This is a genomic window from Butyrivibrio proteoclasticus B316, from assembly GCF_000145035.1.
GTDB lineage: Bacteria > Bacillota > Clostridia > Lachnospirales > Lachnospiraceae > Butyrivibrio > Butyrivibrio proteoclasticus.
This window is the reverse complement of record NC_014388.1, coordinates 193,775-207,349: the sequence shown is the minus strand read 5'-3', so window position 1 is coordinate 207,349 and position 13,575 is coordinate 193,775. Positions and strand designations below refer to the sequence as shown.

Here is a 13,575-nt window from a genome sequence, read left to right as displayed (position 1 = left end):
GAAGAGTCGGAGAGGCTTTTTCAGATGGAAAGAAGCTCTTTTGATGGACAACAATTTACAATAATGAAAAAGCTGAGGGCTCAACCTTCAGCTTTTTCTATTTCTTTAATATATTCAAAGCCGAAAAGTTCAATCTGATCCAAGACCTTCCTGAATTTTTCGCCCATTTCGCTAAGACTATATTCAACTCTGGGAGGAACTTCGGCATATACCTTTCTGGTTATCAGTTTGTCATTTTCCAATTGTCTTAACTGTCTGGTCAGCATAGCTCTGGTGATGTCCGGAATATTCCTTTCAAGTTCGTTAAAACGTTGTGTTCCTGTACTAAGCTGAAAGAGTATAACTATGGCCCACTTACCTTGAAGGACTCTTTGAGTTGTGGCATAAGGACATTGACCGTAAATGCTTTTCATTAAAATTTTCTCCTTGTATTTCCGCAATAGTATCAAAAATGTGACTATGTATTGTAAATGTTCGTACTTGTTTGAAATTGCCTAAGGGATAAAATGATGATACAACAAACAAAAACAAATATCAAATACATGGAGGAAAACAAAAATGTCAAATTTCAAAAAAGTAAACGTAACAGAGGCTCCTAGAACAGAACTTCATGATGCTCTTGGTTTAACGGGAGCAGAGATAAGTATCAATCATCTTCCTGCAGGAGCAGGTGTTCCCTTTGTACACTCACATAAAAATAATGAGGAAATCTATCTTATTCTTTCCGGAAAGGGTAAGGCTGTAATTGATGGAGAGGATGTTGAAATCGCTAAAGGTGATGTGGTTAGAATTTCACCTGAAGGAAAGAGACAGTTTCTTGCTGCGGAAGATTCAGAGTTAAGCTATGCATGTATCCAAGTCAAGGCAGGTTCAATTGGTGGATTCACTGCAGAGGATGCAGTGATGTACTGATCCTCAAAAGACACCAGCTTTTTCCATAACCATGCCGAGTCTCGCAGTGACGAGCTGTGTGATTCAGAAGGGTGTCGCAAACTGCATCCAACATATGCGGGAATCCAACTCAGAAATGCCTTCGCAAAAATCATGGGGGTAGAAGATATCGGGGTGATTACTTCTGTTGGAGAGCAAAATTCTATTCTCGAAAGAAGAAAAGAAATGATTGAACATGGTTTTGTGTCTGAAAAGTTAAACGTAGGTGTAATAAAGGAAAAACTTGATGAAATTAGGGAGTTTGGTAGAAGACTATAGCAGATGGAACACGTTATCAGATTCAGGTTTTTCGAGATGAATGATAGAACATAAAATCCGAAGTTATGATATGTGTGCTTGACAAAAATACTCCTATATCGTAGTATAAAACTACGATATAGGAGTATTTAATTATGAAGACAAATGGTGGATTTCTTGTTACAAAAATAAAACAGCTGGGTGATCGTATATTTGAAAGGATACTGGCAGAAAAAAACATTGATGCATTTAACGGAGCTCAGGGAAGGATTCTTTATGTCTTATGGCAGGAAGATGGTGTTCCTATTAAAATTATTTCCGAGAAAAGCGGACTTGCAATTACTTCACTTACGACCATGCTTGAGCGGATGGAAAAAAACGGACTGATAAGCCGCAAAACTGATGAAGCTGATAAGAGAAAAACTCTTCTGTTCCTCACAGATAAAGCCAAAGAACTTAAAGAAGCTTATGACTCCGTATCAAATGAGATGGGGAATATTTATTATCGTGATTTTACGGATAAAGAGATTCTTCAGTTTGAAGAGTATCTTAACCGCATCAGGGTAAACCTTGAGGAATGGAGTGACAAATGAGTATTTGTATTAAAGATCAGATTCAGAACATGAATCTTGTTATAGGGTGCACTGTTGGATGTCCGTACTGCTATGCCAGAAACAATACGAGGCGTTATCACATCATAGATGATTTTGAAAAACCACAGTTTTTTCAAGGAAAGCTTCGTATGATGGAAAAGAAAAAGCCGCAGAATTTTCTGCTGACCGGCATGAGCGATCTCTCGGGCTGGCATGAGGAATGGAGAGAGGAAGTCTTTAAAAAGATAGCAGAGAATCCTCAGCACCAGTTTCTTTTTCTTACCAAACGACCGGATCTTCTGTCTTTTGAAACAGATCTTGATAATGCATGGTTTGGCGTTACAGTTACGAGAAAGTCTGAGTTATGGCGTATTGATGCACTGCGGAGCAATGTGAAGGCAAAAAAATATCATGTTACCTTTGAGCCTTTGTTCGATGATCCGGGTAAGGTTGATCTTACAGGCATTGACTGGATTGTGGTGGGAACCATGACAGGTGCAAAGAGCAGGACTGTTAAAACAGATCCCAGGTGGGTTTATTCATTGACAGAACAGGCTCATGAACTGAACATTCCTGTATTCTGGAAAGAAGATCTTGTTCCGATTATGGGAGAAGAAATGATACAGGAAATGCCGGATGCTTTTAACAAAGTGCTGGAGGAACAGAGAATATGGAACAACCAGAAATCAAAGTAAATCATATAGAAACAAAAAGTGTAATGACAAAATCGAATACTCCTATTGGAGGATATTCGGTGAATCCCTATGTGGGGTGTCCCCATGCCTGTAAATACTGCTACGCATCTTTTATGAAACGCTTTACAGGGCATACGGAGGAATGGGGAACTTTCATGGATGTGAAAGACTGGCCTGAAATAAAGAATCCAAAGAAGTATGCCGGCCAGAAGGTGATCATTGGAACAGTTACGGATGGTTATAATCCGCTAGAGGAAACATATAAAAATACAAGAAGACTTCTGGAAGAACTAAAGGACAGTGGTGCGGACATACTTATCTGCACAAAGTCAGACCTTGTACTAAGAGATCTGGATCTGCTAAAAGAGATCAATGAAAATAGCAGACTTACGGTATCATGGTCAATCAATACTCTCGATGAAGAGTTTAAAGATGATATGGATGCGGCAGTAAGCATAGAAAGAAGGCTTGCTGCAATGAAAGAGGTATATGCGGCAGGAATTCGTACAATTTGCTTCATTTCACCCGTGTTCCCGGGGATTACGGATATAGAAGCAATCATAGACAGGACAAAAGATCAGTGTGACCTTGTATGGCTTGAGAATCTGAATCTTCGCGGAGGTTTTAAGGCAGATATCATGAAATACATTTCCGATAAACATCCGGATCTGGTGCCGCTGTATGACGAAATTTATAACAAAAAGAACCGCAGCTATTTTGAAGCGTTGGAAAAGAAAGCAGAAGAGCTGGCTAAAAAGTATGATTGCAGGTTTGTTGATAATGAAACTCCGTATGAGAGAGTAGAGAAAGGACATCCAACAATCGTAGATTACTTTTACCACGAAGAAGTAAGAGGAACTGCCAATAGTGGAAAGAGAAATGTAATACATAATTCTTGATGGAAGAATAAACCGGAAGATAATCTTACAAAAGACAGACAAAGATTTAATGAGTAGAAAGTAAAATCAGAGTATTTTTTTTGATCGCGGTTATTAAAGTTGCCACCAACCGCATACAGTAGCCCTGAGCTTCCGTCAAAGAGCAGAAAATCGTTATTGCTTATGACGAGCACGTGTCAACTGGTTATTTATGCGTTTTTTTAGTTGTTCACGATATTCTGTAGGTGTTAGTCCATAATTTTTTTTGAATAGATAATAAAAATAAGATATGTTCTGAAAACCGCAAGCTTTGCTTATAATTGCAAATGAATTGTTTGAACAATCCATTTCATGTATCGCATGACGAAGACGGAGTTTGTTGATGTATTCTTTTACGGTCAGTGAAGTATTCTTTTTGATAATGCGATGGATATAGCTTTCTGATACGCCGCAGCATTCAGCAATTTGGCTGACATTTTGCAGAGTGGTATAGTTTGCGTCAATATAGTTTATGATTCTTTGGGCGCTGGATGTTTTGACATCACTAACAAATAAGCTGCTATCAGCGCAGTATTTCTTTTGAAATTTAGAGAGATCTATCAGTATTTGTGCAAGAAGCAAGTAGGATGACTCAGAAGTATGGCTCATAGCCTTATTCCAAGTAAGAAGTTTTTTTCTGTAATCTGCAGGAATGAAGATTATTGGTGTTTTAAAGCATGTTAAGTATGTGGAAACAATGTTTGGCTGAAAATATCTATCCAAATACTGCTTTGAAAAATGAATGCAGAGACCTGAGTAATCAGTATTTCCTTCACTGCGATGAGAAATATTGCTTTCAAATAGACATGCAAATCCTTCTTTCACAAGATGTGTGGTATTGCCAATAGTAACAGTTCTTTCTCCGGAAAGCAGTATATATATTTCATAATGGGTATGGTGATGCGAATAAGGCATAGACCATCCTTTTTTTGTTTCTTCATAGGACATTTCAAAGTTTTCATATACAAATGTTCGTTTATCTGCCATGGTATCTTTCTCCTTGTATTCATTGTATTCATTGTATTCATTGTAGCAATGAGTTCAGAATAGCTCAATCAAAAAAATAATAGGTTCAGAATAGTGTATTTCATCATGAAAAGTAAAAGACTTATGATATAGCCAGAATATTTAAGATGGAGGCTATTTCGATGCGAAAAGAATTAATTAACGCAGCAGATAAATATCAAATGAATTGGATAGAGGGAGCTACCGAATGGGGAACAGTAAAGATACCATCACAGATTTCAGTTGATGTATGCTGTCAGGATGAAGAGGATATTATTACAGAGAAATATCTTTTTACTAATATCAGTGATAAGCCGCTTTTTACATCTCTTACGGATATTGGTATTTACACACCTTTTAATGATGATTATTGTGGTTCTGATATTTGTACAAAAATGCGTTGCCACACACATATATATTGTGGAGGAGAGATGTCTTATGTTATGGCTCTTCGCATGGGAGGTGAACCCCCTCACTTGGGGTTGGTACTGACAAAAGGCAGTCTTGCCGGATATAGTGTGGAGAGAGACCTTTCTCGTATCAGTAATGACAGGGGCGATTTTATTATGCATCCAACACCTCAGGTACTGAATCCGGGGGAGTCCTTTGAAATCGAATGGAAACTTTTCTGGCATCAGGGGAAAGAGGATTTTTATCAAAAGATTAATCAGATAAATCCCGGATATGTGGATGTACAGGCAGATCAATATGTTGTATTTGAAGGGGAAGATATAAAGATTTATGTGGATGGTGAAGAAAAACTTTATCAGAAATCTGAAAAACAAGGAGCACATACATTTTGCTTTGAAAAAAATGGGGTAAATGCTAAGTGTGCAGTTAATGTATTACCTGCGTTTCAGGAGCTTATAAAAAATCGAGTAACATATATTGCGGAAAAACAACAGCTTCATAAAGAAAATTGTCCTTTGGATGGTGCATATTTAATCTATGATACAAAAGAAAAACATATCTATTACCGGGCAGAGAATGATTACAACGGGGGACGTGAACGTGTCGGAATGGGTGTGCTGATGGCGGCCTATTTGCAAAGATTTTACGATGAAAAACTGATGGATAGTTTGAATCGGTATCTAGCATATGTGGAAAGGGAATTATATGATGATGAACATTCTTTAGTAGCCAATGATTACGGATATGACAATCATTTTCAGAGATTATATAACTATCCGTGGATGAGTTTGCTTTTCATAGAAGTATATCAATTGAAAAAAGATATAGACTACCTATACAAGGCATATAAGGTGATGAAATCATTCTATGAGCAGGGTGGTGATCATTTTTATGCAATTGCAATTCCGTTGGAGAAGCTTATGAAAAATCTATGGGTAGAAAAGATGTATGCGGAATATGAGGAACTACTTCAATATTTTCGTAATCATTGTGATACTTTCATGAAAAATGACATTTTGTATCCTGCTCATGAAGTTAATTATGAGCAAAGCATTGTTGCACCGGCGGCAAATCTATTATTGGAAATGTATTTGCTTACAGGAGAAGAAAAATACAAAGAAGCCGGAAAGCGTCAATTGGAAATTTTAGAGTTGTTTAATGCTCGTCAACCGCATTATCTTCAGTATGAGGTTGCAATTCGTCATTGGGATGGTTATTGGTTCGGTAAAAAGAGGCAGTATGGTGATACGTATCCGCATTACTGGAGTGCTCTTACAGGAAATGCTTATAGATTGTGGTATCGCATTAGCAAGGATGAACAGTATGATAAGATGTCGGAAGCTTCTTTGAGAGGTGTGCTCAGTTTGTTTTTTGCGGATGGCAGTGCCAGCTGTGCGTATGTATTTCCGGTAACAGTAAATGGTGAGCCGGGGCAGCGATATGATGATTACGCGAATGATCAGGATTGGGGAATGTATTTTTATTTGGTTTCGCAGTGCCATTCATTTCAATAGCTACAGGTATGATGAACCAGACAATCAATTAATGAAACGTTGAGAGTGGTTTATATTCCAGCATAACTGACGAATACGAAGTTCTTTATGATTATAATTGTTGTTGATTCTCAGCCTATAACATGATATGGATGCAATTACAGGCTGAAAATCAACAATGTGAGGAATTATATAGTGAAAGACAGGCATAAATTGATTACAAGACTATTTATAATACTCTTTTCTGTATCTGTTTCTGTAACGGTTATTCCATGTGGAACAATAAATACGCATGGTTTATTTGGAGAAACCATTTCGAGCGTTATAACCGATTACGAAGAAGAAACCGCCATTCAGGAGAGCCATGTTTATGAAAAACGAAAACAGATATCTGGTATAAACATTTATAATAAGTGGCTGGAAATTTGGATATGTATTATGTTAATTGTATTTATCCAATACATGTATAGGCTTCCTAGAGGAGACACGATAGTTACTTATAAAGTTCGAATGAATAATTGATTCTTTCTGCAAATATGTATTGCAGAAAGGAGAAAAAATTGTTTGAGCAAGACTATGTGATGAGACTTATAAATGAAATGGTAAGAGCAGTATTGAAGATTATCTTTAATATAGATACAGCCTCACCATCAGCAGAACTATTAAAAGATTCAGAGGAAGAACAAACGCTTGATGAATTAATCGATATGGTTGACGCTGGGTTTATCAATGAAGCGGAAAACAGGCTTTATGACATTACAGAAGAGCGTAAGAAGCAAGATTTGGAGGTTGCGCTGCTTTTCTATTCATATCTAAATAACCAATCTGATGAGTATCTGGAAGAACACGGTTTCAGTAGAGATGAAGTGAAATCAGGGCTGATGGATATTTCAAAAAGATATGGAGTAGATGGATTTGTCGATGCATTTTTGTATATGTAGTGTTGGCTTTGCGTTTCGCAAAAACTAAAAAAGTTGAAAATTGCGAAATAAATTAAAAATGTTGAGAGACGTTTATATCGGAAGATAATAACTTCAACTCTACTCTCCGTAGGTACCATCATTAGAAAAACTGATTTACAATCTGTGCATGGAGGTGAGAACGAAAATGAACCAATATGTTACAGGTGCAGTTATTAAGGAATTGCGAGAAAAGAACAAGATGACACAGCTTCAGCTGGCAGAAAAGCTGGGAGTAACTGACAAAAGTATCTCAAAATGGGAAAACCTGAGAGGATTGCCGGATATTCTTCTACTGCAACCGTGACGGCCTGTTTTTGATCGATCCGGTAAAGGGGATTGATGACAAGGAAAGCGGTTATGATGATTCTCAAGAGAGAAGAGAACTGGAAAAGGCTGCAGATATGCTGTTTGGATAGTGTGACGGAGGACGGGTAATATGATAAAGCTTTTACATTTGTTCAAGAACTATTACTTGGGAATATCGTTTATAGGTATAGCAGCATTTGTGATACAAGAGATTCCATATATCGTTATGCCATTGATAAAACCTGCATCAAATCCAATCATGAATATGTCGAATGAGATCAAATGGATTGGGACAGTACAGGGAATATTTGGTATTTTGTCTATGATTCTGCTGATGTTGATTGTAAGGGATGATGTTAAACTTATTCCGAAAGAAACAACAAAAGAAAAGATATTCCTTTTTCTTATGATTCTGATGATCCTGATCAACTTCATTGGATGGATACTGTACTATATGGGTTACCAATATGGATGGCTGATAATAATCACTCAGTTTGCCGTTGTTCCGTTGTACTATTTGTTTTTAGGACTTTGGCAGAGAAATTACCTGTTGGCAGGGACGGCAGTTCCATTTTTTGTGATTCATACCATCAATGGGATTATGAATTTTGCCGTTAAGAGATGAACTACCCTCACAGACTCCACTTCGGAAAGGGTAGTTTATAACTATGTGATAGGTCTGAAAGAGGATTGATCAGATAGGTTAGCATACGTATTAAATATCATAAGCAATAGATCACAAATAAGATAAATGAATATGCCCACGTAATTGCCATGTAGTTGTTTATAACGGCTATGTGGCTTTTTTATATTATAAATTAGTTGACAAATGCAACTAATGATTTTATCATTTAAATTCATAGGAGGGCATTCGATGGATAAGGTAAAACTATTTCGAGAAAGTACCAGAGAATTAGAACGTAATCTTGAGAAGCTAAACAGTTCTGATTGCTGCCAATGTACCGTTAATACATCTCAATGCTTTCTGGTTGTTGAGATAGGCAGAAAACCTGGAATATGTGTAAAGGAACTTGCTGAACTCCTTAAGATGGATAAAAGTGCTGTAAGCAGATCTGTAGAAGAGCTTGTTCAAAAAGGATATGTTTTGCGAGAACCTTCAACAAGGGATCGCAGGTGTGTAGTGCTTAATCTGACTGATGAAGGAATGGCAAGATTCAATACAATAGAAAAAGATATGAATATGAAGTTTAAGAGAGTTTTTTCTATGATTCCAAAGGAAAAACAGAGTCAGGTTTTAGAGGCATTAAATATCTATAATGATGCGATAAAAAAAACGGAGGTGGAATGCTGTGATTAGAGAAATGAGAGATGAAGACTGGGGGACAGTAGCAGAGATTTACAAGCAGGGATTAGAAGAGGGAACATCAACTTTTAATACAGAGTGTCCTAGTTTTACTGAGTGGAATGAAGGTCACGTAAAGAATTGCAGGTTTGTTTTTGAGGAAGAAGGGAAGGTTGTAGGTTGGATAGCGCTAAGTCCTTCTTCAAGTAGGTGCGCATATAAAGGCTGCGTTGAAATGAGTGTATATGTAGACAGAAACTATAGAGGTCATGGGATAGGAACAGCTTTGGTAAATACGATTATCCGGGAAGCTGAGAAAGATGGATATTGGAGCATATATTCTGCAATATTTTCAATTAATAAAGCAAGTATAGCCTTACACAAAAAATGTGGTTTTAGGGAAATTGGCTATAGGGAAAGAATAGCTAAAGATCGATTTGGAAAATGGCAGAACACAACTCTTATGGAGTACAGAGCTTCATAATTAGTTTATAGGAGAAGTATTTGAGACGCAGATTCTTTAAATGTCTATCAAATGGATGAGGGGATATTAAAGGAAGACATTGATGCGGCAATAGCATAGATGCACAACTTACAGACTAGTTCATTACGGCTTTTTAAGAGGGAACTTCCAAAGGCCAGATTCCTCATCCCTATGAAATATGACGGAGATATCCCTGTGCCTGACGAAAATGGTAAAACATTGTATTTACCAGAGTGCTTTATTCTGCTACTATGATGATGTTATGATCAAAGGCTCAATTACTAAGAATTTAATTAGATTTGCAATTCCACTTTTCTTCGGTCAGCTCCTGCAACAGCTCTATAACGTTGTAGACTCGGTTGTTGTAGGAAATGTTCTGGGAAAAGAAGCATTGGCTGCCGTTAGTACTACCGGTAGCCTTATATTTTTAATGGTAGGTTTTATAAATGGCCTATTTATGGGTAACAGCGTTATAATTGGCAAAAGATACGGAGCAGGAGACAAGGTCGGAGTATCTATTGCATCACATACAGGTGTTGCTTTTGCGATTGTCATGGGAATAGTAATGACAGTCTGGGGATATTTCTTTACGCCTACGCTCTTAAAGTGGATGGGAACCCCGGCTGACGTAATGCCAAGTTCAGTTCAATATTTTAAGATATATTTTCTTGGTGGACTTGGAAATATACTGTATAGCGCATGTTGCGGTGTTTTTCAGGCAATGGGAGATTCCAGAAGACCTCTGTATTACCTGATCGTCAGCACAGTCCTTAATACGATACTTGATATAGCTTTTGTGAAGTTCTTGGGATTTGGCATTGGAGGAGCTGCACTTGCGACAGTCATAGCACAGTTTGTGAGCGCTGTTCTTGCCTTTGTTAAGCTTACTATGGTGGATGGACCTCACAGGATTTTTATCAGTAAGCTCAAGATGGATAGGGCTACTTTGGGAAAAGAGCTGAGAATAGGCTTTCCTACCGGGATTCAAAATAGTGTTATTGCAATAGGAAACGTAGTTGTACAGTCAAATATCAATGCATTTGGTTCAGTAGCTATGGCAGGCTGCGGAAGCTATTTTAAGCTTGAGGGTTTTGTCTTTTTACCGATCACGTGTATGTGCATGGCTCTTACAACCTTCGTAAGTCAGAATCTTGGCGCCGGAGAGGTTAAAAGAGTCAAGAAGGGCTCTGCCATTGGATGTGCCATTGGCGTAGCCTGTGCAGAGATCATTGGATTTATAGTATTTGCCTACGCGCCTGTACTACTTAGAATGTTTTCAAGTGAAGCAGAGGTCCTTGCAATAGGAACAATCCAGGCTAGGACAGAAAGTCTTTTCTATTGCCTGCTTGCCCTTAGCCACTGCCTGGCAGGGATATACAGAGGAGCCGGTAAGACAACAATTCCTATGATTGTTATGCTATCCAGTTGGTGCCTTCTTAGAATAACGTATATTATTATAATTGTTCGGCTTATTCCGGTAGTAAATGTTATTTTCTGGGCTTATCCGCTGACATGGTCAGTTAGTTCAATAGTTTTTATTATTTACTATTTCAAGGGAAAATGGCTTAAAGTAGCGGAAATCTAAGAGTTATGAGATGACTGTCTGCGAAACATTTTTTAACTGCTAAAACTACTGAATGGAGATACATATGAGATTATTGATTTTTAGACATGGTGATCCTGATTATGCTATAGATGGATTAACAGATAAGGGCAAAGTAGAGGCTGAGCTACTTGCCAGACAGATTAGAAGTTTTGGAATTGATGAGGCATATGTTTCGCCTCTTGGAAGAGCCAGAGCTACAGCAGATTATTCGTTAAAAGAGCTGGGAATGGATGCAGAAGTATTGGAATGGCTTCAGGAGTTCCCGGCGCAGTTTGATCCTAATAAGGCTGATCCGGAAACGAGAAATGCGTATAAAAATGAGCTGAAAGCAGGCGACGATGGGACTTATGAAAAGCGTATAGTCTGGGATATGATGCCATCATACTTTGCTGGTCATTCGGAGCTTTTTGATGTGAAGGGATGGCGTGATAGTAAGCTTTCTAAGGCCTCTAATATGGTAGAAATCTATGATCATGTGACGGAGTGTTTTGACAGATTTCTCCAAGATCATGGATATGAGAGAGCTGGTGACATTTATAAAGTTACAGATGGAAATGACAAAACCCTTGCATTTTTCTGCCATTTTGGAATAACAAGTGTTTTATTATCGAGGCTTTGGAATGTATCTCCATTTGTTCCGCTGCAGTTCCTTGCCACTGCTCCAACATCTCTTACGGAGATTGTGACAGAAGAGAGGGAAAAGGGAATCGCGGTGTTTAGAACACTTAGAATCGGAGATATTACCCATCTGACTATTGGTGATGAAAAACCTTCTTTTTCTGCAAGATTCTGTGAGAGATATGAAAATGAGGATGAACGTCACTGAGATATAAGTTTTTCAATAATACGGTCGCAAGCGAAATTTTTTTGCCCAAAATAATATCCGTTCGTATAAAAAGATGCTGGCAGATAAATGTGCTATCATTTTTATAAAACATATTATTGAGGGGGAAATTATGAAAACAAAACTCATCACTTTACTAATCGCAACAGCTTTAACAGCTTCAATTATCAGTGGCTGCGGTAAGAGCGCAGCTACTAATGTGGAAAGTGCAGCTGAAAATGATGCAAAGGACACTACTGCAGAAACCACAGAGAATATCACCGGTTCAAATGATAGTTCCAAGTCAAATACTTACGAAGAATTAGTAGCTTCTCTTCATGCAGGTCAGTCCTATGCCTACGCTCCAATCTGTCAGGGCGGCGATGCCCTCCTGGTAACAAGCTATACATACGATGATCTTGAAGGGCATATCGCTACATATGAAGCAACTGTTTTTATAGAAAAAGATGGTGCGCTAGAGAAAGTCACAACTGTCCAGACTGCGGGTACAGCATATCCTATTGCCGTAGCCAAAGACAACAGCCTTATCCTGTCAAACCGCAATTCTATACAGAAGGGCTATGTTGACAAGGAAACCGGCAAATATGTGGTAACTGCTGAAGCAAGCATTGATTATTCTAATGTTGAGGCTGAAGAATATCACAACTATCAAAAAGATGTTTCAGATGTTCCTACGGATTCTTCCGTATATGATATGCTCAGTGAGGATTACGGGAATTCTGAAATCCTGAGCTTTACAAGTGCAGGCATTTCTGCAGATGGCACACCGAACTTTGCAGGTGGTGTATATGCAGTGTATGCAGGGGATGACCAGTATAATATCAATAGTTATTTTATATTTGACAGTGAGACTTCAGGTCATACACAGACTCCGGATGGTATCTCAGGAATTCCTTTTGAATATGAGCAAAACGGAGATTCAGTTACTTTCCATTTCGGATCTGCAGACAATGTGACTGAGGGTAAGTTTAATAATGAATATCCATCCTTCCCTACAATAGTTTTTACAGGGGATAATGAATTTGGAGCAGACAAGATCACTCTTACCTGCCTTGGCAATCAGGATCCTGCTACTTTTGACGCTGCTAAATATTACGACAATGACAATAACCTCTACATGCAGGTTAAGAGCTTTAACGAGAACTCTTTTACCGGAGATCTGTGCCGTGAAGAGCGAATCAAAAAGGAATACGTAGAAAACGCAGAAATAGGAAGCAATATTTTCTCTGTTAACGGAACACAGTATACAGCCGTATCCTTCGAAGATGCCAATAAAGAACTTGAGTATGATACTGATGAAGCTTTCAAAAAAGATGTTGTAGGCACAACAAGATTTGACGGTTTCCTTGTAAAGTGCAGCGACGACGATTTCTGCTATGCTCTTGAAAAAGAGGATTATGCTGAAGAATACACAGTTGTCCAGCTGTTCACAGAAGGAAACCAGAGAAAAACCATAGAAGAAAATGTTACCTTTAACATCAAAGAAGATTGCGAAATATATCTTCAGAAGGTAGTTGAAAAAGATGGGACTGCCAATATAGAGACCGAGTACATTATTGGCAGAGAATTTAAAGGTGACAACTATCCCGGATGGTCAGAAGATGCCAAGGAATACTACATGACCGGAGATATGCTCATGGCAATAAGTGTTGCAGACGGTGAATTATACAACGCAGTTCAGGTATATATTCCATAATATCTTTGTCAGTTTAATAACCCTGATTCAAAGGCACGCTATTTAATTGAGCGTGCCTTTTTGTGGAAAAAA

17 protein-coding genes are annotated in these 13,575 nt (G+C 38.1%); 15 read left to right on the top strand and 2 right to left on the bottom strand.

What is annotated here, in order from left to right:
- Window positions 1-80: 80 nt before the first annotated feature.
- Window positions 81-413, bottom strand: a complete 333-nt coding sequence (locus tag BPR_RS15965) for a winged helix-turn-helix transcriptional regulator (RefSeq protein WP_013282515.1) — start codon at window positions 411-413, stop codon at window positions 81-83.
- 145 nt (window positions 414-558) lie between these two features.
- Between BPR_RS15965 and BPR_RS15960 the strand changes: the two genes are divergently transcribed.
- The 5 genes from BPR_RS15960 to BPR_RS15945 all read left to right on the top strand — a co-directional run bounded on the left by BPR_RS15960 (window position 559) and on the right by BPR_RS15945 (window position 3,375).
- Complete coding sequence (locus BPR_RS15960) at window positions 559-912, top strand: cupin domain-containing protein (RefSeq protein WP_013282514.1); 354 nt, start codon at window positions 559-561, stop codon at window positions 910-912.
- 132 nt (window positions 913-1,044) lie between these two features.
- Window positions 1,045-1,209 carry a hypothetical protein gene (locus BPR_RS20795; RefSeq protein WP_013282513.1) on the top strand — a complete coding sequence of 55 codons (165 nt, stop codon included), beginning with the start codon at window positions 1,045-1,047 and terminating at the stop codon, window positions 1,207-1,209.
- Window positions 1,210-1,343: 134 nt separating this feature from the next.
- A complete protein-coding gene (locus BPR_RS15955) occupies window positions 1,344-1,781 on the top strand; it encodes a radical SAM mobile pair system MarR family transcriptional regulator (RefSeq protein WP_013282512.1) in 438 nt (145 codons plus the stop codon).
- Complete coding sequence (locus BPR_RS15950; RefSeq protein ID WP_013282511.1) at window positions 1,778-2,476, top strand: radical SAM mobile pair protein A; 699 nt, start codon at window positions 1,778-1,780, stop codon at window positions 2,474-2,476. The genes BPR_RS15955 and BPR_RS15950 overlap by 4 nt, the downstream gene beginning before the upstream one ends.
- Window positions 2,452-3,375 carry a radical SAM mobile pair protein B gene (locus BPR_RS15945; protein ID WP_034451194.1) on the top strand — a complete coding sequence of 308 codons (924 nt, stop codon included), beginning with the start codon at window positions 2,452-2,454 and terminating at the stop codon, window positions 3,373-3,375. The genes BPR_RS15950 and BPR_RS15945 overlap by 25 nt, the downstream gene beginning before the upstream one ends.
- 153 nt (window positions 3,376-3,528) lie before the next feature.
- Here BPR_RS15945 and BPR_RS15940 read toward each other — a convergent pair whose 3' ends face one another.
- Entirely contained in the window at window positions 3,529-4,380 is an 852-nt protein-coding gene (locus tag BPR_RS15940; protein ID WP_013282509.1) for an AraC family transcriptional regulator, read from the bottom strand.
- A gap of 161 nt (window positions 4,381-4,541) precedes the next feature.
- Here BPR_RS15940 and BPR_RS15935 point away from each other — a divergent pair, with 161 nt between their 5' ends.
- The 10 genes from BPR_RS15935 to BPR_RS15890 all read left to right on the top strand — a co-directional run bounded on the left by BPR_RS15935 (window position 4,542) and on the right by BPR_RS15890 (window position 13,503).
- Window positions 4,542-6,323: a hypothetical protein gene (locus tag BPR_RS15935; protein ID WP_013282508.1), complete on the top strand. Its 1,782-nt coding sequence runs from the start codon at window positions 4,542-4,544 to the stop codon at window positions 6,321-6,323.
- A 174-nt stretch (window positions 6,324-6,497) separates the two neighbouring features.
- Window positions 6,498-6,824 carry a hypothetical protein gene (locus tag BPR_RS20990; RefSeq protein WP_042258352.1) on the top strand — a complete coding sequence of 109 codons (327 nt, stop codon included), beginning with the start codon at window positions 6,498-6,500 and terminating at the stop codon, window positions 6,822-6,824.
- 38 nt (window positions 6,825-6,862) lie between these two features.
- Complete coding sequence (locus BPR_RS15925) at window positions 6,863-7,243, top strand: DUF6483 family protein (protein WP_013282507.1); 381 nt, start codon at window positions 6,863-6,865, stop codon at window positions 7,241-7,243.
- Between the two features lie 166 nt (window positions 7,244-7,409).
- Entirely contained in the window at window positions 7,410-7,568 is a 159-nt protein-coding gene (locus BPR_RS15920) for a helix-turn-helix transcriptional regulator (RefSeq protein WP_013282506.1), read from the top strand.
- 132 nt (window positions 7,569-7,700) lie between these two features.
- The gene (locus BPR_RS15915; protein ID WP_013282505.1) at window positions 7,701-8,195 is read left to right on the top strand and encodes a hypothetical protein; all 495 of its coding nucleotides are present in this window, start codon (window positions 7,701-7,703) and stop codon (window positions 8,193-8,195) included.
- 249 nt (window positions 8,196-8,444) lie between these two features.
- Complete coding sequence (locus BPR_RS15910; RefSeq protein WP_013282504.1) at window positions 8,445-8,888, top strand: MarR family winged helix-turn-helix transcriptional regulator; 444 nt, start codon at window positions 8,445-8,447, stop codon at window positions 8,886-8,888.
- A gap of 4 nt (window positions 8,889-8,892) precedes the next feature.
- The gene (locus tag BPR_RS15905) at window positions 8,893-9,357 is read left to right on the top strand and encodes a GNAT family N-acetyltransferase (protein WP_013282503.1); all 465 of its coding nucleotides are present in this window, start codon (window positions 8,893-8,895) and stop codon (window positions 9,355-9,357) included.
- Between the two features lie 208 nt (window positions 9,358-9,565).
- The gene (locus BPR_RS15900) at window positions 9,566-10,942 is read left to right on the top strand and encodes an MATE family efflux transporter (RefSeq protein WP_242662249.1); all 1,377 of its coding nucleotides are present in this window, start codon (window positions 9,566-9,568) and stop codon (window positions 10,940-10,942) included.
- Between the two features lie 64 nt (window positions 10,943-11,006).
- On the top strand, window positions 11,007-11,789 hold the full coding sequence (locus BPR_RS15895; RefSeq protein ID WP_013282501.1) for a histidine phosphatase family protein: 783 nt from the start codon (window positions 11,007-11,009) through the stop codon (window positions 11,787-11,789).
- 130 nt (window positions 11,790-11,919) lie between these two features.
- Window positions 11,920-13,503, top strand: a complete 1,584-nt coding sequence (locus BPR_RS15890) for a hypothetical protein (RefSeq protein WP_042258349.1) — start codon at window positions 11,920-11,922, stop codon at window positions 13,501-13,503.
- The last annotated feature ends 72 nt before the right edge of the window (window positions 13,504-13,575 follow it).